Origin of the sequence: Pseudomonas sp. 65/3-MNA-CIBAN-0223, from assembly GCF_040310425.1 — a bacterium.
Classification (GTDB): Bacteria; Pseudomonadota; Gammaproteobacteria; order Pseudomonadales; family Pseudomonadaceae; genus Aquipseudomonas; species Aquipseudomonas gregormendelii.
In genome coordinates this window covers 335979-352577 of record NZ_JBEOPV010000004.1, presented here as the reverse complement: position 1 = coordinate 352577, position 16599 = coordinate 335979, and the positions used below count along the sequence as shown (strand labels likewise).

21 protein-coding genes are annotated in these 16599 nt (G+C 61.1%); 3 read left to right on the top strand and 18 right to left on the bottom strand.

The genetic code is table 11. The features are described from left to right. The first annotated feature begins 638 nt into the window (after window positions 1–638). Window positions 639–1844 carry an MFS transporter gene (locus AAEZ09_RS06665; protein ID WP_350598720.1) on the top strand — a complete coding sequence of 402 codons (1206 nt, stop codon included), beginning with the start codon at window positions 639–641 and terminating at the stop codon, window positions 1842–1844. A 53-nt stretch (window positions 1845–1897) separates the two neighbouring features. Here AAEZ09_RS06665 and AAEZ09_RS06660 read toward each other — a convergent pair whose 3' ends face one another. The 13 genes from AAEZ09_RS06660 to ccmA all read right to left on the bottom strand — a co-directional run bounded on the left by AAEZ09_RS06660 (window position 1898) and on the right by ccmA (window position 10706). Continuing rightward, window positions 1898–2302 carry a type II toxin-antitoxin system HicB family antitoxin gene (locus tag AAEZ09_RS06660; protein ID WP_045061187.1) on the bottom strand — a complete coding sequence of 135 codons (405 nt, stop codon included), beginning with the start codon at window positions 2300–2302 and terminating at the stop codon, window positions 1898–1900. Further along, entirely contained in the window at window positions 2302–2514 is a 213-nt protein-coding gene (locus AAEZ09_RS06655) for a type II toxin-antitoxin system HicA family toxin (RefSeq protein WP_045061188.1), read from the bottom strand. The genes AAEZ09_RS06660 and AAEZ09_RS06655 overlap by 1 nt, the downstream gene beginning before the upstream one ends. Window positions 2515–2654: 140 nt before the next feature. Beyond that, window positions 2655–3236, bottom strand: a complete 582-nt coding sequence (gene phnN, locus AAEZ09_RS06650; RefSeq protein ID WP_350598717.1) for a phosphonate metabolism protein/1,5-bisphosphokinase (PRPP-forming) PhnN — start codon at window positions 3234–3236, stop codon at window positions 2655–2657. Window positions 3237–3314: 78 nt separating this feature from the next. Next, window positions 3315–3716 carry a hypothetical protein gene (locus AAEZ09_RS06645; protein ID WP_350598716.1) on the bottom strand — a complete coding sequence of 134 codons (402 nt, stop codon included), beginning with the start codon at window positions 3714–3716 and terminating at the stop codon, window positions 3315–3317. A 12-nt stretch (window positions 3717–3728) separates the two neighbouring features. Further along, window positions 3729–4928, bottom strand: coding sequence for a c-type cytochrome biogenesis protein CcmI (gene ccmI, locus AAEZ09_RS06640; protein ID WP_350598713.1), 1200 nt, complete (start codon window positions 4926–4928; stop codon window positions 3729–3731). Next, window positions 4921–5394 (bottom strand): cytochrome c-type biogenesis protein, encoded by a 474-nt coding sequence (locus tag AAEZ09_RS06635; protein ID WP_045061192.1) that lies wholly within the window; start codon window positions 5392–5394, stop codon window positions 4921–4923. The genes ccmI and AAEZ09_RS06635 overlap by 8 nt, the downstream gene beginning before the upstream one ends. Then, window positions 5391–5927: a DsbE family thiol:disulfide interchange protein gene (locus AAEZ09_RS06630; protein ID WP_122837966.1), complete on the bottom strand. Its 537-nt coding sequence runs from the start codon at window positions 5925–5927 to the stop codon at window positions 5391–5393. Before AAEZ09_RS06630 ends, AAEZ09_RS06635 begins: the two co-directional genes overlap by 4 nt. Beyond that, window positions 5924–7927 (bottom strand): heme lyase CcmF/NrfE family subunit, encoded by a 2004-nt coding sequence (locus AAEZ09_RS06625; RefSeq protein ID WP_045061194.1) that lies wholly within the window; start codon window positions 7925–7927, stop codon window positions 5924–5926. The genes AAEZ09_RS06630 and AAEZ09_RS06625 overlap by 4 nt, the downstream gene beginning before the upstream one ends. A 3-nt stretch (window positions 7928–7930) precedes the next feature. Beyond that, complete coding sequence (gene ccmE / locus AAEZ09_RS06620) at window positions 7931–8386, bottom strand: cytochrome c maturation protein CcmE (protein WP_045061195.1); 456 nt, start codon at window positions 8384–8386, stop codon at window positions 7931–7933. Beyond that, window positions 8383–8559 carry a heme exporter protein CcmD gene (gene ccmD, locus AAEZ09_RS06615; protein ID WP_008055370.1) on the bottom strand — a complete coding sequence of 59 codons (177 nt, stop codon included), beginning with the start codon at window positions 8557–8559 and terminating at the stop codon, window positions 8383–8385. Before ccmD ends, ccmE begins: the two co-directional genes overlap by 4 nt. Next, window positions 8556–9311, bottom strand: a complete 756-nt coding sequence (locus tag AAEZ09_RS06610) for a heme ABC transporter permease (protein WP_045061196.1) — start codon at window positions 9309–9311, stop codon at window positions 8556–8558. The genes ccmD and AAEZ09_RS06610 overlap by 4 nt, the downstream gene beginning before the upstream one ends. A 94-nt stretch (window positions 9312–9405) precedes the next feature. Further along, window positions 9406–10074: a heme exporter protein CcmB gene (ccmB, locus tag AAEZ09_RS06605; RefSeq protein ID WP_045061197.1), complete on the bottom strand. Its 669-nt coding sequence runs from the start codon at window positions 10072–10074 to the stop codon at window positions 9406–9408. After that, complete coding sequence (gene ccmA / locus AAEZ09_RS06600; RefSeq protein ID WP_350598708.1) at window positions 10071–10706, bottom strand: cytochrome c biogenesis heme-transporting ATPase CcmA; 636 nt, start codon at window positions 10704–10706, stop codon at window positions 10071–10073. Before ccmA ends, ccmB begins: the two co-directional genes overlap by 4 nt. 197 nt (window positions 10707–10903) lie before the next feature. Between ccmA and fliK the strand changes: the two genes are divergently transcribed. Both fliK and AAEZ09_RS06590 read left to right on the top strand, forming a co-directional pair. Next, entirely contained in the window at window positions 10904–12469 is a 1566-nt protein-coding gene (gene fliK, locus AAEZ09_RS06595; protein ID WP_350598706.1) for a flagellar hook-length control protein FliK, read from the top strand. Then, window positions 12466–12795 (top strand): EscU/YscU/HrcU family type III secretion system export apparatus switch protein, encoded by a 330-nt coding sequence (locus AAEZ09_RS06590; protein ID WP_045061200.1) that lies wholly within the window; start codon window positions 12466–12468, stop codon window positions 12793–12795. The genes fliK and AAEZ09_RS06590 overlap by 4 nt, the downstream gene beginning before the upstream one ends. 112 nt (window positions 12796–12907) lie before the next feature. Here AAEZ09_RS06590 and AAEZ09_RS06585 read toward each other — a convergent pair whose 3' ends face one another. The 5 genes from AAEZ09_RS06585 to motD form a co-directional block, all read right to left on the bottom strand. Beyond that, a complete protein-coding gene (locus tag AAEZ09_RS06585; protein WP_045061201.1) occupies window positions 12908–13300 on the bottom strand; it encodes a DUF2802 domain-containing protein in 393 nt (130 codons plus the stop codon). After that, window positions 13301–13786 carry a chemotaxis protein CheW gene (locus AAEZ09_RS06580; protein ID WP_007946765.1) on the bottom strand — a complete coding sequence of 162 codons (486 nt, stop codon included), beginning with the start codon at window positions 13784–13786 and terminating at the stop codon, window positions 13301–13303. A 75-nt stretch (window positions 13787–13861) separates the two neighbouring features. Next, a complete protein-coding gene (locus tag AAEZ09_RS06575; RefSeq protein ID WP_045061202.1) occupies window positions 13862–14743 on the bottom strand; it encodes a CheW domain-containing protein in 882 nt (293 codons plus the stop codon). Window positions 14744–14868: 125 nt separating this feature from the next. Further along, window positions 14869–15657 carry a ParA family protein gene (locus AAEZ09_RS06570; RefSeq protein WP_122837957.1) on the bottom strand — a complete coding sequence of 263 codons (789 nt, stop codon included), beginning with the start codon at window positions 15655–15657 and terminating at the stop codon, window positions 14869–14871. A gap of 42 nt (window positions 15658–15699) precedes the next feature. After that, a complete protein-coding gene (gene motD, locus AAEZ09_RS06565; protein WP_045061204.1) occupies window positions 15700–16593 on the bottom strand; it encodes a flagellar motor protein MotD in 894 nt (297 codons plus the stop codon). Window positions 16594–16599: the final 6 nt, after the last annotated feature.

The window sequence follows — 16599 nt, the reverse complement described above, 5'->3', positions numbered from 1 at the left end:
TGCAGACGCCATCGCCAGCAGGCTGGCTCCCACAGTGATCTGCGCCGTACATAAATGCTGCGTCCACCAGCACTACCCTGTGGGAGCGGACTTGCCCGCGATGGCAATCTCCCTGCCACATCAATGTCGAATGTGCAGACGCCATCGCGGGCAAGCCCGGCTCCCACAGTGATCTGCGCCGTACATAAATGCTGCGTCCACCAGCACTACCCTGTGGGAGCGGGCTTGCCCGCAATGGCAATCTCCCTGCCACATCAATGTCGAATGTGCAGACGCCATCGCCAGCAGGCTGGCTCCCACAGTGATCTGCGCCGTACATAAATGCTGCGTCCACCAGCACTACCGTGGGAGCAAGGCTTGCCCGCGATGGCAATCTCCCTGCCGCATCGTTGTCGAATGTGCAGACGCCATCGCGAGCAGGCTCGCTCCCACAGAGATGTCCGCCGAACACAAGTGCTGCATGGTCATGTTCGCTATGGCAGCACATGTAAGTAAATGTATCATCAGCCTTAGTAAGGCACGCGGTTGCTCCTCAATCATTGCGCAAGGGCATGATTACTATCACTCCAAAATCGCTTCCACCCCTCCGCCCTGCCGCTTAGCCTGCACACATTCCTCAATTGTTCACGAGACACCTCATGACTCCAGCGAACCCAGTGCCTCAGGGCACCGCGACGATGACCCGCGGCATGGTCCTGCTATTTGCCTTTTGCTGTGGCGCGATCGTGGCCAACATCTACTATGCCCAGCCGATCATTGGCCTGATCGCGCCGGACATCGGCCTGACCAGCACCATGGCCAGCCTGATCGTTTCATTGACGCAGATTGGTTACGCGCTGGGGCTGTTTTTCCTGGTTCCTCTGGGTGATCTGCTGGAAAATCGGCGGTTGATGATCATCACCACGCTGGTGGCCATTGCCAGCCTGCTGGGCGCGGCGTTTACCGATCAGCCGAACCTGTTCCTGCTGATCTCATTGCTGGTGGGCTTCAGTTCGGTGTCAGTGCAGATCCTGATCCCCCTCGCCGCACACCTGGCCCCGGAGGAATCCCGTGGGCGCGTGGTCGGCGGGATCATGGGCGGTTTGTTGCTGGGGATCTTGTTGGCACGGCCGGTCTCCAGTGTGATCGCGGACCACTTCGGCTGGCGTGCGATGTTCGTGATTGCCGCGGTGTTGATGGCGGCAATCAGCGTCGTATTGGCCCTGACCATTCCCAAGCGCAAGCCTGATCACAGCGCGTCCTACGGACAACTGCTTGGCTCGCTGTGGACGCTGCTGCGTAATCAGCCAGTGCTGCGTCAGCGCGCGTTCTACCAGGGCTGCATGTTTGCAACCTTCAGCCTGTTCTGGACCGCGGTGCCGCTGGAGCTGGCGCGTAATCATGGATTGTCGCAAACCCAGATCGCCATTTTCGCCCTGGTCGGCGCCATCGGTGCAATCGCGGCCCCCATCGCCGGGCGTCTGGCTGATGCCGGGCACACGCGCATCGCCTCACTGCTGGCCCTGGTGTTCGCCAGCCTGAGTTTCCTGCCGGCCTTCATCCACCCGCTCTACAGCGTCATAGGCCTGGCGGTGACCGGCGTGGTGCTGGATTTTTGTGTGCAGATGAACATGGTGCTGGGCCAACGTGCGGTGTATGCCCTGGACGCCAAGAGCCGTAGCCGCTTGAACGCCTTGTACATGACCAGCATCTTCATCGGCGGCGCGTTTGGCTCCTCGGTGGCGAGTGCGGTGTATGAACACGGCGGCTGGTTGTGGATCGTGATTGTTGGCAGCGCTTTTCCTGTTCTGGCGTTGTTGCGGTTCCTGAGTGTTTCAGAAAAACGCTCACTGGCAGCCGCGTAAAGCACCAAGTGTTGCGGGCAGGCGCACTGCTGCCCGCGCGCTGGTAGTCGCAATCATTGGCGAACCAGCTTTTCCATCGCAGCATCGGCAAGGAAGGACGAGCGGCTCTTGATGTTGTGGTCGCGCACGTAGCGATCAATGCGCTGGATGACGTACCCGGGAAGTGTCACGTTGACCTTCTCGGTCTTGCCCATGTATGGCGAGATATCCAGCTCCAGCATGCCCCACCCCATGTTTGCAAAGTCGTGATTACCACGGTGCTCGGCTGCGGAGGTCGGCATGGGAATCGTGTCCCCTCCACTGGCAATCTCCTGCAGCATGATGTGGGCGATCTCGACGGCCGCATTGTAAGCATCTTCAAAGGTATCTCCGGCCGTCACTGCGCCAGGAATATCGGGGATCTGAATACCGATGGCGGTGTTCTCGTCGCCCCACTCGATACAGATTGGGTATTGCATTATGGATCTCCTGCGCAATTGGCCGTCGGGTAGTCGAGCCCCGCACGCCTCCTGATGCTCTTGACCGTGCCCACCGGCAAATCCTTTTTCGGATGCGGCACGGGGATGGTGTACGGGTTGTAACGGTGAGTGAAGACGTGATGACTGCCAGTAACCCGATCCAGCACCCAACCTGCCTCCTCCAGCTCCTTGATCAATAATCTGCTCTGCACCGCGAGCCTCCTTGCCACACCAAAATAAAGATAACCCTAGAGTTATCTTTATTCAAGCACAAAAATTCGAATTTTCACGGGCGGGTGTTTTGCAGTATGTGATTCTGGGGAATCAAATTACTGGCCGAGCGGCTATCAGACTATTGGTGCGGGGTGGATGCAGTCGACTCTCCGTCAATACACCTCAACAAGCACTCAACCGTATCCTCCAGCGCCCCCGAGTTATCGATCACACACAGCGCCGGATCGTGCTCCGCAAGTACCTGTTCACTGAACCGCGCATTGCGCGCCAGCCGCGCCTCGATCTCTTCGACCGATTCACGCCCGCGGGCCCGCAAACGCTCACGCAGCACGCTCTGCTCCACGGTCAGCAACAGGACAAGCAAATCCGGATAACGCTGCCGGGTTGCCGGCAGATGACCGCGCGAGCCATTGACCAGGACGTTCTGTCCTGCGGCCAGCCAATCGTCGATTTCACGGGGGATGCCGTAGCACAACCCGTTGGCGCGCCAGCTCAGTGCAAACTCGCCCCGGGCCTCGAGCCGGGTGAATTGATCCAGGCTCACGCCCAGCGCCGACTCACCCAGGGCTTCAGCCGAGCGGGTAATCACGCGCCGCACGATGCGGCAGTTACGTTCGGCCAACCGCGTTCGCGCGGCATCCAGCAGGCTGTCCTTGCCCGAACCTGAAGGTCCGATGAGATAGATCAACCTGCCTGCCATCCATTCACTCTCTTCATTTTTCGCAGGGTTGGGTACACGTGGGGCAATCAAGAAGGCGACCCTGAGGTCGCCTTTGCGTCACTTGAACTGCCGGCCCAAACCACTGGGCACGCCGTGGATGTCAGTGTCTTCCCATGGACCATTCGGGCTGACAGAGCGGCTCCAGCCGTTGCTCCAGCGATAATAGGTGCGCTGGCGATAGAAGGTATTGGTCTGGTCATCGAGCACATACACGCCGAGCTTGGCATCCCAATGGCTGTTGCCACCCGGTGGCGGCGCGAAGCTCGCCGAAGTGCGCGGTATTGGCTTGGCCGGTTTGGCCGGGACGTTCGGTTTGCTCGGCGCAGGTGAAGTCGAGGGGGTCGGCTTGGGCTGCGATGGCGGGATCGGCGGCAACGGCGCAGGTTCGGGCCGCTGGACCGCACAAGCGCTTAACCCCAGGACCATACTGAGCAGGGTGATACGGGCGATGGCGGTCATAGGCGGTTCCTGTTATTTGTCCGGGCTGTCGATGGTCAGTTTTTGTGGCGCTGAGGTGCTGCTGGCCAGTGGCTGGCTGCGACCGATCCACTCGCCGGCAGTCGGTTGACCGGCACGGGAGATTCGCGCAACCAGTTGGACTTCAGGAAAGTTGGACAGTTTCAACTGCGGCATCATCGCGTCGGCATCACCCAGTTCGACGCTCGCGGGCAAGTCGGCCACAGTCAGGCGCTTGGCCGCCAAAGGTGCCGGAGGGCCGGACGTTGCGCGGGCAAAAATGAACACGCTGTCACCGGGCTGCACCTTGGCCTTCAACTCGGGGGCAAGGTCCACCGTGACTTTCAACAGTGCCGCCTTGGCGACCGGCGCCTGGGCAACTTTGCCGCCGCCGGCTTCGAGTTTCTCGCTGGCCCGGGCGATCCCGCCTTGCAGGGCTGCACGGGAATTGTCTTCGGGCGGCAATTGCGCCAGCAGCCGGTTCCAGTAATCGATGGCGTCCTGATAGCGCTCGCCCTCGAATGCCGCGATACCCAGCAGCCCCAGGCTGGTGACTTCTTTCGGATCGGCCTTCAATGCTTCGTCAGTCAAGGCCTGTACCTTGTCCGACCATTTCTTGCCGTCGGCAAAGTACTGCGCTTGCGCCCATTGGCCGAGCAGCTCAGGTTGACGACCGGCCAGCGCCACGGTGCGTTCGAACATCTTTGCCGCATCACCAGGACGGTCCTGGGCCATGTAGGTACGACCCAGGAAGTACAGGCCTTCCGCAGAATCGGGCTGAGCCGCGACCGCGCGCTCCAGGCGCGAGGTCATCTCTTCCATGGACTGCGGAGCCTGGGCGAATTCACGGGTCAGCTCGACTTTGTCGCTGGCACCGAAGTGCAGGTACAGACCAAGGCCCAGCACCGGCACCAGAATCGCCGCCAGCAGCGGCCATGGTTTGCCCAGGCGCGAAACACGCGGTGCCGCGACGCCTTCGGTATCAGCCAGCAGCTCACGGGCGGCTTCGGCACGACCGGTGTCCATTTGCGCAGCGTTGAGCACGCCCTCTTCCTGCTGAGTTTGCAACTCAGCCACGCGTTCCTGATACAACGCGACGTTCAGGGCAGTACGATCCTCTTCAAGCTGGGCGCGACGGCCGCGCAAAACAGGGATCAACAGAAAACTCAGGGCAACCAGAAGCAGCAGACCTGCAGCGAGCCAGAAATCAATCATTCTTGGTTTTATCCAGCAGGTGGTCGAGGCGCTCGCGTTCATCCACGGAAAGCGAGTCCGGGCTATCGGTGCGCAGGACGCGACGACGGCGAACTATCACGGCAATGATCACAAAACCGCCCAGCAGCAAGCCGGCGGGGCCGAACCAGAGCAGTGCGGTCTTGGCATTCAGCGCGGGTTTGTAACGGACGAAATCACCGTAGCGATCGACCATGAAGTCGATGATCTGCTGGTTGTCCTTGCCCTCGCCGAGCATGCGGAAAATCTCTTTGCGCAGATCAGCGGCGATCGGCGCGTTGGAGTCGGCGATGTCCTGGTTCTGGCACTTGGGGCACCGCAGCTCCTTGGTCAGTTCGCGAAAACGCTCGCGGTCACCTTCCTTGGCGAACTCATAGGTGTCGATGGCCGCATGAGCCATCCCGGCCATGCTCAAGCCCAGCACTGCGGCGGCAATCCAGCGCTTCATGGCTTGGCCTCGTCGACCAGCGCCTGATACTTGGCGGCCAGTTTTTCGCGCCAGACCTGTTCGTCGATGACCCCCACGAACTTGTCGCGGATGATGCCCTTGGCGTCGATAAAGAAGGTTTCCGGTGCGCCGTAGACACCGAGGTTCAGGCCCAGGGTACCTTCGTCGTCGCGGATATCCAGCTGGTAAGGGTTGTGAAACTCCGCCAGCCACTTCAAGGCGTCGGCGTTGACGTCCTTGTAGTTGATGCCGTAGATCACCACGCCCTTCTCGGCCAGCTTGTTCAGTACCGGGTGCTCGACGCGGCAGGAAATGCACCAGGTGCCCCACACGTTGACCAGCGCCGGCTTGCCAAGGATGTCTGCCCGGGTCAGCGTCTTGTCACCCTGCACCGCAGGCAGCGAGAACTCCGGGAACGGCTTGCCGATCATCGCCGACGGCAGCTCGGCCGGGTCCAGGTACAACCCGCGGTACAGAAAAACCGCCACCACCAGGAAAATCGCGAGCGGCAGCAACATCAACCAACGTCTCATGCAGTGGCTCCCGACATGCCCAGCGCTTCACGCACGCGGCTTTTGACCTTGACCCGATAACGCCGGTCCAGCGCCGCCAGCAATCCGCCGAAACCGGTCAGCAATCCGCCGAACCAGATCCAGCGCACGAACGGCTTGACGTGGACGCGTACGGCCCAGGCACCATCGCCCAGAGGTTCGCCTAGGGCGACGTAGAGGTCACGGGTGAAACCGGCATCGATCCCCGCCTCGGTCATGACCGAGTTCTGCACGGTGTACAGGCGTTTTTCCGGGTGCAGCACGCTGATTTCCTTGCCGTCCTTGATCACCCGAACGGTGCCCTTGTCGGAGGTAAAGTTCGGGCCTTCGAAGTGTTTGGCACCTTCGAATACAAACTGGTAACCGCCCAGGCTCATGGATTCACCCGGCGCCAGGCGCAGGTCGCGCTCGGCACTGTTCTGGCTCGACAGAACCACGCCCAGGGCACACACGGCGATGCCCAGGTGCGCGATCTGCATGCCCCAGTAGCTGCGGGTCAGGGTCGGCAGGCCCTTGATCAGGCCCTTGTGACGAGTCTTGTCAAAGATGTCGCGCACGCCGGCCAGCAACACCCAGGCCGCAAGCATGAAGGTCGCGATCACGGCCCAATTGAAATCGCCATAGGCGACGCCAGCGATCACGGCTAAAGCAGCGCTGCCCAGCAACACCGGAGTGAGCATGCCCACCAGCCATTTGACCGGCGTGTCTTTCCAGCGCACCAGCATGCCAATGGCCATGACCACCATCAGCAGTGCCATCAGCGGGATAAACAGCGCGTTGAAATACGGCGGGCCGACCGACAGCTTGGCCCCGGTCATGGCGTCCAGGATCAACGGGTACAAGGTGCCGAGCAGGATCATCGAAGCCGCCACCACCAGCACCAGGTTGTTGCCCAGTAACAGGGTTTCCCGGGACCAGAGGTTGAAGCCGACCTGACTCTTCACCACCGGCGCACGCAGGGCGAACAGCGTCAGCGAACCACCGACCACGAACAGCAGGAAAATCAGGATGAACACGCCGCGCTCCGGATCAGAGGCGAACGCGTGCACCGAGGTCAGAACCCCGGAACGCACCAGGAAGGTTCCCAGCAGGCTCAGGGAGAACGCAGCGATGGCGAGCAACACGGTCCAGCTCTTGAACACGCCACGTTTTTCCGTGACGGCCAATGAGTGAATCAGTGCGGTGCCGACCAGCCAAGGCATGAAGGAGGCGTTTTCCACCGGGTCCCAGAACCACCAGCCACCCCAGCCGAGCTCGTAATAGGCCCACCAGGAGCCCAGGGTGATGCCGATTCCGAGGAAGGCCCAGGCGACGATGGTCCACGGACGCGACCAGCGCGCCCAGGCTGCATCAAGACGACCGCCCAACAGCGCGGCGATGGCGAACGCGAACGCTACCGAGAAGCCCACGTAACCCATGTACAGCATCGGCGGGTGAACGATCAGGCCGATGTCCTGCAGCAACGGGTTGAGGTCACGACCGTCGGCCGGGATTTGCGGAAGGATGCGTGCGAACGGGTTGGACGTCAGGATCAGGAACAGCAGGAAACCCGTGCTGATCATGCCCATGATCGCCAGCACCCGGGCCAGCATCACCTGCGGCAGTTGCCGTGAGAACACGGATACAGCGAAGGTCCAGCCGCCCAGGATCAATGCCCAAAGCAGCAGCGAGCCTTCGTGCGCGCCCCACACGGCGCTGAATTTGTAGTACCACGGCAACGCGCTGTTGGAGTTGCTGGCGACGTAATCCACGGAGAAGTCGTCCGCCATGAACGCATAGGTCAGGCAACCAAAGGCAAACAGCAGGAACGCGAACTGTCCCCAGGCCGCAGGTTGCGCGAGGCTCATCCACAGGCGATCGCCGCGCCAGGCGCCGAGCAAGGGCACTACCGACTGAACCAGGGCAAAACACAGCGCCAGGATCATGGCCAGGTGGCCCAGTTCCGGGATGTACAACCCGGCGCTATAGAGTCCAGCAGTCATCAGTTAGCCCTCTTTCGCAGGAGTAGGTGCCGACATGCCACTGTCTTTCAAGGCCTTGGTCACTTCCGGCGGCATGTATTTTTCATCGTGCTTGGCCAGCACTTCGTCGGCCACCACCACGCCCTCGGCGTTGAGCTTGCCCAACGCCACGATCCCCTGCCCTTCACGGAACAGATCGGGAAGGATGCCGCGGTAGCTGATGGTCACGGTCTTGTTGAAATCGGTGACGTTGAATTTCACGTCCAGGGAATCGCCGGAACGTTTCAGCGAACCGGCCTCGACCATGCCACCGGCGCGAATGCGCGTGTCCTGCGGGGCTTCGCCGCTGGCGATCTGGGTCGGTGTGTAGAACAGGTTGATGTTCTGCTGCAGGGCGCTCAGGGCCAGGCCGACAGCAGCGCCAACCCCGACCAGGATCGCGAGAATGATGATAAGACGCTTTTTGCGCAGCGGATTCACTTGCCGTTCTCCCGGCGCAGACGACGCGCCTCTTGTTGCAGATACCGCTTGCGGGCCAGGATCGGCGCCGCCACGTTCAGGGCCAACACTGCCAGGCAGATGCCGTAGGCTGACCAGACATACAGGCCATGATGGCCCATGGCGAGGAAGTCGCCGAATGAAGCAAAACTCATCGCGCGGCCTCCAGGCTGTGCTGCACTTCGGCTTTCACCCAACTGGCCCGGGCTTCGCGCTTGAGCACTTCGAGGCGCATGCGCAGCAACAGCACCGCGCCGAAGAAGCAATAGAAACCCAGCACGGTCAGTAGCAGCGGCAGCCACATTTCAGCGGGCATCGCCGGCTTTTCGGTCAGGGTGAAGGTGGCGCCCTGGTGCAGGGTGTTCCACCACTCCACCGAATACTTGATGATCGGGATATTGATCACCCCGACAATCGCCAGCACCGCACACGCCTTGGCGGCGCTCTCACGATTGCTGATGGCGTTGCCCAGCGCAATGAGACCGAAGTACAGGAACAGCAGGATCAGCATGGACGTTAGTCGCGCATCCCAGACCCACCACGAGCCCCAGGTCGGCTTGCCCCAGATCGCGCCGGTGACCAGCGCCACGGCGGTCATCCAGGCGCCGATGGGCGCAGCGCACTGCAGGGCGACGTCGGCCAGTTTCATCTTCCATACCAGCCCGACGATGCCGCACACCGCCAGCATCACATAGATCGACTGCGCCAGCATGGCAGCCGGTACATGGATATAGATGATGCGAAAGCTGTTGCCTTGCTGATAGTCGGGCGGCGCGAAGGCCAGGCCCCAGACCACGCCAATACCTATCAGCAGCAACGCCGCGATGCTCAACCACGGCAGCAGTTTGCCGCTGATGCCGTAGAACCATTTGGGTGAGCCGAGCTTATGAAACCAGGTCCAGTTCATTACTGTTTCCATCACGGTTGCTCTTCGCTATGAAGAGCCAAGGGTCTGCCTTTTTTTCAAAAGAAAACGATCAAAAAATGACCAGACCTCATTATTATTCGCCGACGCTGATCTTCAGGCCAGCAGCTATTGCAAAGGGTGTAAGGGTTATCGCCAAGGCGGTCAGGCTACCAAGCCACAACAGATAACCGGTCGCCGGCATGCCCATCAGTGCCGCCTGCAAGGCGCCACTGCCGAGAATCAATACCGGGATGTACAGCGGCAGTATCAAAAGCGCCAGCAGCAAGCCACCACGCTTCAAACCCACGGTCAACGCCGCGCCCACTGCACCCAGCAGGCTCAGCACTGGTGTACCCAGCAACAAGGAAAGCAGCAACACCGGCAGACAGGCGGCAGGCAATCCGAGCATTAACGCCAGCAGTGGTGCGAGCAAAACCAGAGCCAGGCCGGAGAAGGCCCAGTGTGCCAGTACCTTGGCTAAAACCAGAAGGGCCAGGGGGTGCGACGAAAGGACCCACTGTTCAAGGGAACCATCTTCGAAATCACTGCGGAAGAGCCCGTCCAGCGAGAGCAAAACCGATAAAAGGGCTGCTACCCAGACCAGTCCCGGAGACAAGGTTTGCAACAATTGAGACTCGGGCCCGACCGCCAAAGGGAACAGTGAAACCACGATGGCGAAAAATACCAGCGGATTGGCCAGTTCGGCCGGACGACGGAACAGCAAGCGCGCCTCGCGGGCAACCAACAGGCCAAAAACACTCATACGGCCCAGTTCCCCAGATCAATGTCGCGGTAGCCGGCCGGCATACGGCTCAGCGTGTGGTGGGTCGTCAGTACGGCCATGCCGCCCTGCTCACAGTGGGCTGCAAGGTGTTCCTCGAGTTGCGCCACGCCCTGTTTGTCCAGCGCGGTGAAGGGTTCATCGAGAATCCATAACGGCGGACTGTCCAGGTACAACCGCGCCAGCGCCACACGCCGCTGCTGGCCGGCGGACAGGGTGTGACAGGGCACATCCTCGAAGCCACGCAGCCCGACGGCGCCGAGCGCCTGCCAGATGGCTTCATGGGAGGCAGGTTGATGCAGGGCGCAGAGCCAGCTCAGGTTCTCTTCCGGAGTCAACAGGTCCTTGATCCCGGCGGCATGGCCAATCCACAACAGGTTGCGTGCCAGTTCGTGCCGTTGCTCGCTGAGCGGCTGGCCATTGAGCAGCACTTGACCGGCAGTCGGCTGCATCAATCCTGACAAAAGCCGCAGCAAACTGGTCTTGCCACTGCCGTTGGGCCCGCTGATTTGCACCATTTCGCCACTGGCCAGTCTCAATTCGAGATTTTCGAAAAGCAGCCGAAGGTCTCGCTCACAGGCAAGGGCAACGGTTTGCAGGACTGGACTGGTCAAGAGATCACGGGCCTTTACGGTTCAAGTCGGCGGTATTGCGGCCGCTAAAGAGATGCAGGATAAATGCATTGGCGGCCCGTTATGGGGAACTGCGTCAAACAAATGCATTGTTTCGCGCGCCCCATAGACGACGGGGCGGCATTATACATGCCATCCCCTACTCTCAAGAGTGCAATTTCCTCAGGTTGTGACCGCGTATGACAGGCGAAATGAACATCCTCCCGATCTTGCAGAATGCGCCGGCCACTTCACGCCCGCAAACCGGCGGCGAACTGCTCAAGTTGCTGACACCCATGGAGGGCCTGATATCCGCCGGCCAATCCGCCAACGCCGAAGTGCTGTCACTCAAGCAGGCCGACCAGGCCTTTCAATTGCTGCTCAAGATCACCTTGGAGAACGGGCGCCAGACGACGCTCCAAGCCATCAGTGCCCAGCCTTTGCCCCAAGGCTCCAGCCTGGCAATCACACAACCCTCGGCGGGCAACCTGGCGATCACCCTGCAACAGGCCCTCGCCTCTGGCGCGGCCACCCTCACCCGCCTCAACCCGGCGCAATTGCCCGCCGGCACGCTGCTGCAAGGCAAGGTCCTGACGTCCCAGGTGCTGCCGCAGGAATCCGGCCAGCCCACGGTGTATCGCTCAATGGTCGGCCTGCTCAACACTGCTCTGAGCGGCAGTACCTTGAGCATCGACAGCCCGACGCCACTGCGCATCGGCACTTTGCTCAGCGCCCTGGTGCAAGACAGCCAGACACTCAAATTCGTCCCGCTCGGCAGCCGCTCGGAGCAACTGGCAGTGACCCAGCAACTGGCCAGCCAGCACAGCCGGCAAGGCTCCCTGGACGGCCTGCTGAAGCTTCTGCAGAACCTGCCCGCCGGGAGCCAGACCTCCAGCGACTTGCGCGCCGCTGCCGAAAAGCTGCTCGCTGGTCTGCCGGATATTCAGCAATTGAGCAGCCCGAAAGGCCTGGCGCTGGCCCTGGCGAACAGCGGCGTGTTCCTCGAATCAAAGCTCCTGGGCGGGCTGAATCCGTCGCTGGCCCCGGATATGAAAGGTGATCTGCTCAGGCTGATCGCCCAACTGAGCCCGGCCCCCAACACGCACATGAACGCGATCATTGCCGCCAACACCCTGGCCCAGGCCATGCCGAGCTTCATGCGCAATGCCCTGGGCATGCTCAGCCAGGTGAGCGCCAAGCCCTCGCCGACCAGCTTTCCCCTGACCGATCGCCTGTTGCAGAGTGCCGAAGGTGAGGATGATCTCGAACACCTGCTGCGCTTGGCGGCCGCTGCAGTATCGCGCCTGCAAAGTCACCAGCTGTCGAGCCTGGAACAGACAGGGGTGACCGCCGACGGGCGCTTGATGAGTACCTGGCAGCTGGAAATCCCGATGCGCAACCTGCAGGACATTGTGCCGCTGCAGGTCAAATTCCAGCGTGAAGACGCGCCGGAAAAAGAACAGCCAAAAGATCGTCATGAAGAACGCCCACCCAAGCAGCAACTGTGGCGAGTCGAGCTGGCGTTCGACATGGAACCGCTGGGGCCGTTGCAGGTTCAGGCCCAGCTGATCAGTGGCAGCCTGTCTGGCCAGCTGTGGGCCGAGCGGCCGTACACCGCCAGCCTGATCGAAAGCAACCTGGCAGCCCTGCGGCAACAACTGCTCGATTCTGGCCTGAACGTGGGCGACATCGACTGTCACCTCGGAACCCCACCCCAAGGCCCGCAAACCCGTCTCGAACAACGCTGGGTGGATGAAACCGCATGAGCCATTCCGACACCCCACGCCAGGCCATCGCCCTCAAGTACGACGGCACCCACGCCCCGACGCTCACGGCCAAAGGCGACGATGCCCTGGCCGAAGCCATCCTGAAGATTGCCCGTGATTACGAAGTACCCATCTACGAGAACGCCGAACTGGTGAAGTTGCTGGCGCGAATGGAGTTGGGCGAGAGTATTCCGGAAGAGTTGTATCGAACGATTGCGGAGATTATTGCGTTTGCCTGGAGGTTGAAGGGGAAATTTCCGCAAGGGCAGGATCCGGATGCGCCGATGGTGGAGAAGGACGTGACTGCACGTGGGGATGATTATTGAGGTGCCGTTTGTAAAAGATCGCAGCCTCGTTTCACTCGGCAGCTCCTACAGTGGAACGCTTACAGTCCCGTAGGCGCTGTCGAGTGAAACGAGGCTGCGATCTTTTGATCTATCAGCTCTTGTGCAACTTGCGCATCAACTCCGCCTCGGCCTGGGTCAGGCCACAGGACGCCGTCAGCTCTTCGGCGCTGGCGCCCATGCCAACCAGGCGCGCTGCCTGGGCAAAGGACAGGCTCGACGGGTCGCGCTGCTCAAGCGCCACCAGCTTGTCCGGTATTGGCCCGACTACCGCGCGCAGTTCCTGCAGTTCCTGGCCCATGCGCACGTTACCGTCCTGGTAGTTCTCGACGCGTCGGGTCAGGTCCTTGATCCGCTGATCGCGCAGCGCGTCGCCCTCGACCTGTTTCGCCGCGAGCGGTTTTTGCGTACGCACGTACGCCAGGAACATTGCCAGGGTGCCTGCCCACAAAAGGAACAGGACAATGACCGCGACCTCAAGAATCAATCAGATGTTCTCCAGGTCCGACCATTCTTCTTCGCTCATCATCTTGTCCAGCTCGACCAGGATCAGCAGTTCGTTGTTCTTGTTGCACACGCCCTGAATGAACTTGGCGGACTCTTCATTCCCGACGTTAGGCGCGGTTTCGATTTCCGACTGACGCAGGTAAACCACTTCCGCCACGCTGTCGACCATGATCCCGACCACTTGCTTGTCGGCTTCGATGATGACGATGCGGGTGTTGTCGCTGATCTCGGCGTTCATCAGGCCGAAGCGCTGACGGGTGTCGATCACGGTGACGACATTACCGCGCAGGTTAATGATGCCGAGCACGTAGCTTGGGGCACCCGGAACCGGCGCGATCTCGGTGTAGCGCAGTACTTCCTGAACGCGCATTACGTTGATGCCGTAGGTTTCATTGTCCAGCTTGAAGGTTACCCATTGCAGGATCGGATCTTCAGAACCCTTTGCCGCCGTCGCCTTGTCATTCATACCCTGACCCCTCAAAAAACCGCCGTGGCGGTGTGTGTTCGGCACAGCGGCCCTCGATAGGTCGCTGCCTGTTTGTTATGTCGGTGTGTGGGCTGGCTTTTTGCCGCCCATGTGCCTTGCCCCGCCGCTGGCGATCAACTCCGCCAACTCGGCAACATCAAGCAACGCACACATGTGTTCAATCACGGTACCGGCCAGCCAGGGGCGTTGGCCCCGCTGGCTGCGCCATTTGATTTCATTCGGGTCCAGGCGCAGGGAGCGGCTGACCTGATGCACCGCCAGCCCCCATTCGTAACCCTGGACCGAAATCACGTATTGCAGGCCCTGGCGAAAATCGTCGCGGTAGCGGTCGGGCATGACCCAGCGCGCGGTATCGAGGACTTTCAGGTTACCGGCCTGGCTCGGCAGAATCCCGAGAAACCAATCCGGCTGGCCGAACAAGGGTGTCAGCTCATGGCCTTCCAGCGAGTAGATCGAGCCCAGGCACACCAGCGGCACCGCCAGGGTCAACCCGGCCACATCGAACAACAGGCATTCGAAGGGCTCGGCGGCCCAGGCGGGCCTGCCATTGCTGTCCGCCGGCGGCAGCCTGTTACCGGGCGGCAGGTGGACTTCGACAACCGGTGGAACCAGGGCCTGAAGCAGCGGCGCGATGGTCGACACGGATGCCAGGGCCAGCGCAGGTGCTTCTACCAGCACTACCCTGGCCTGCTCAACCTGAACCTCTTCAACCGCAGCCACTACCGGAGCAACAACCGCCTCTGGCTTACGCGCATCCCGGACCTGCTCTTCAAGCACTGCCGCCTGGAACTCGTCCAGAGTCGCTTCGACTTCGACCGCTTCAACAGGCGCTTGAACTTCAACCGGCAGGTCTTCGGTCGCGTCCATCAGCAGGCTGTCCAGGTAGGACTGCAACGCCAGTTGCGGACGTGACGTGATCTTGACCGGCCGATTCACAGACACACCTCCACCGTAGGAGCTGCCGCAGGTTTCGATCTGCCGATCTGGCTTTTTTCAAGGATGCCGGCAGGCAAGATCGAAAGATCGCAGCCTGCGGCAGCTCCTGCTGGGATCGGGTTCATCTACGCCACCGCCGGGACAAGCTGCTGCTCCAGCAAATGCTTGAGCAACGAGCGATACGCCAATACGCCGCGGCTCTTGCCATCGAACTGCGACGGCGTGAGACCGGCACGGCTGGCATCACGCAGGCGCGTGTCGACCGGGATATAACCCTGCCAGGTTTCTTCCGGGAACATGTCGCGCACCACTCGCAGCGTGCCAATGGACGCCTGGGTCCGTCGATCGAACAGGGTCGGCACGATGCTGAACGGCAGCGGCTGTTTGCGCGAACGGTTGATCATCGCCAGGGTGTTGACCATGCGTTCCAGGCCCTTGACGGCCAGATGCTCGGTCTGCACCGGGATCACCAACTGCTGGCTCGCGGCGAGGGCGTTAACCATCAGCACCCCCAGCAGCGGCGGGCTGTCGATGACCGCGTAATCGAAGTCTTGCCACAACTGCGCCAGACTCTTGGCGATCACCAGGCCCAGGCCACTCTGGCCCGGCGACTGGCGTTCCAGGGTCGCCAGGGCGGTGCTCGAAGGCAGCAGCGAGATGCTCTCATGGCTGGTGGGCAACAACAGTTGACCCGGCAACCCGGCGGGGACGCTGCCCTTGTGCAGGAACAGGTCGTAGCTGCTGTGCTCCAGGGCGTCGGGGTCATACCCGAAATAGCTGGTCATGGAGCCGTGGGGATCGAGGTCGACCACGACCACACGCTTGCCCGCCTCGGCCAGCAACCCGGCTAAAGCGATGGAGGATGTGGTTTTACCAACACCACCCTTTTGATTGGCGACTGCCCAGACTCTCATTCGAATGATTCCTCCCGGTCGAAATGCCGACCGAGAAATAGCTCAGCGTGTTAATGCGGGTGACGGAGAATTGACGGCGCTCTCTCGTCCCGGCGGCTTGACCGGTGCAGGTGCAGTTTGTGTGCCAGCACGCTTCAATGCAGCATCCGGTTGTGCATTGGCGGTACCGGTGCCTGTCAGGCTGCGCCGTACATCCAGGTTTCGTGACACCACCAGCACCACCCGCCGGTTGCGCGCGCGGCCTTCAGCGGTGGCGTTATTGGCCACCGGCTGGAACTCGCCATAACCCACCGACGCCAGACGCCCCGGGTTCACTCCCTGCATCGCCAGCATGCGCACGATGCTCGCCGAGCGGGCAGAAGACAGCTCCCAGTTGGTGGGGTATTGCGCGGTCCGAATCGGTTGATCGTCCGTAAAGCCCTCGACATGGATGGGGTTGTCGAACGGCTTCAGGATGGCCGCGACCTTGTCGATGATGTTAAAGGCGATGTCGCTGGGCATGGCGTCGCCGCTGCCGAACAACAGGCTGGAATTGAGTTCGATCTCCACCCACAACTCGTTGCCACGCACGGTCATCTGGTTGGAGCTGATCAGGTCGCCGAACGCGGCACTGATATCATCGGCAATGCTTTGCAGAGGGTTTTCACCCGCCTGCGCGATGCCGGCGTCGACCTGCTCGCTGTCCTTGACCAGAGGCTTGGCGGGGGTCACGGTCTTGGGGCGTTCATCGCCGATGGGGATGGGTTTCAGCGCTCGATCGGAGTCGTTGAACACGCCGATCAGCGCCTCGGAAATCACCTTGTACTTGCCTTCGTTGATCGACGAGATCGAGTACATCACCACGAAAAACGCGAACAGCAGCGTGATGAAGTCGGCGTAGGAAACCAGCCAGCGCTCATGGTTCACATGTTCTTCAGGTTGCCGGCGACGTGCCATCTTCCA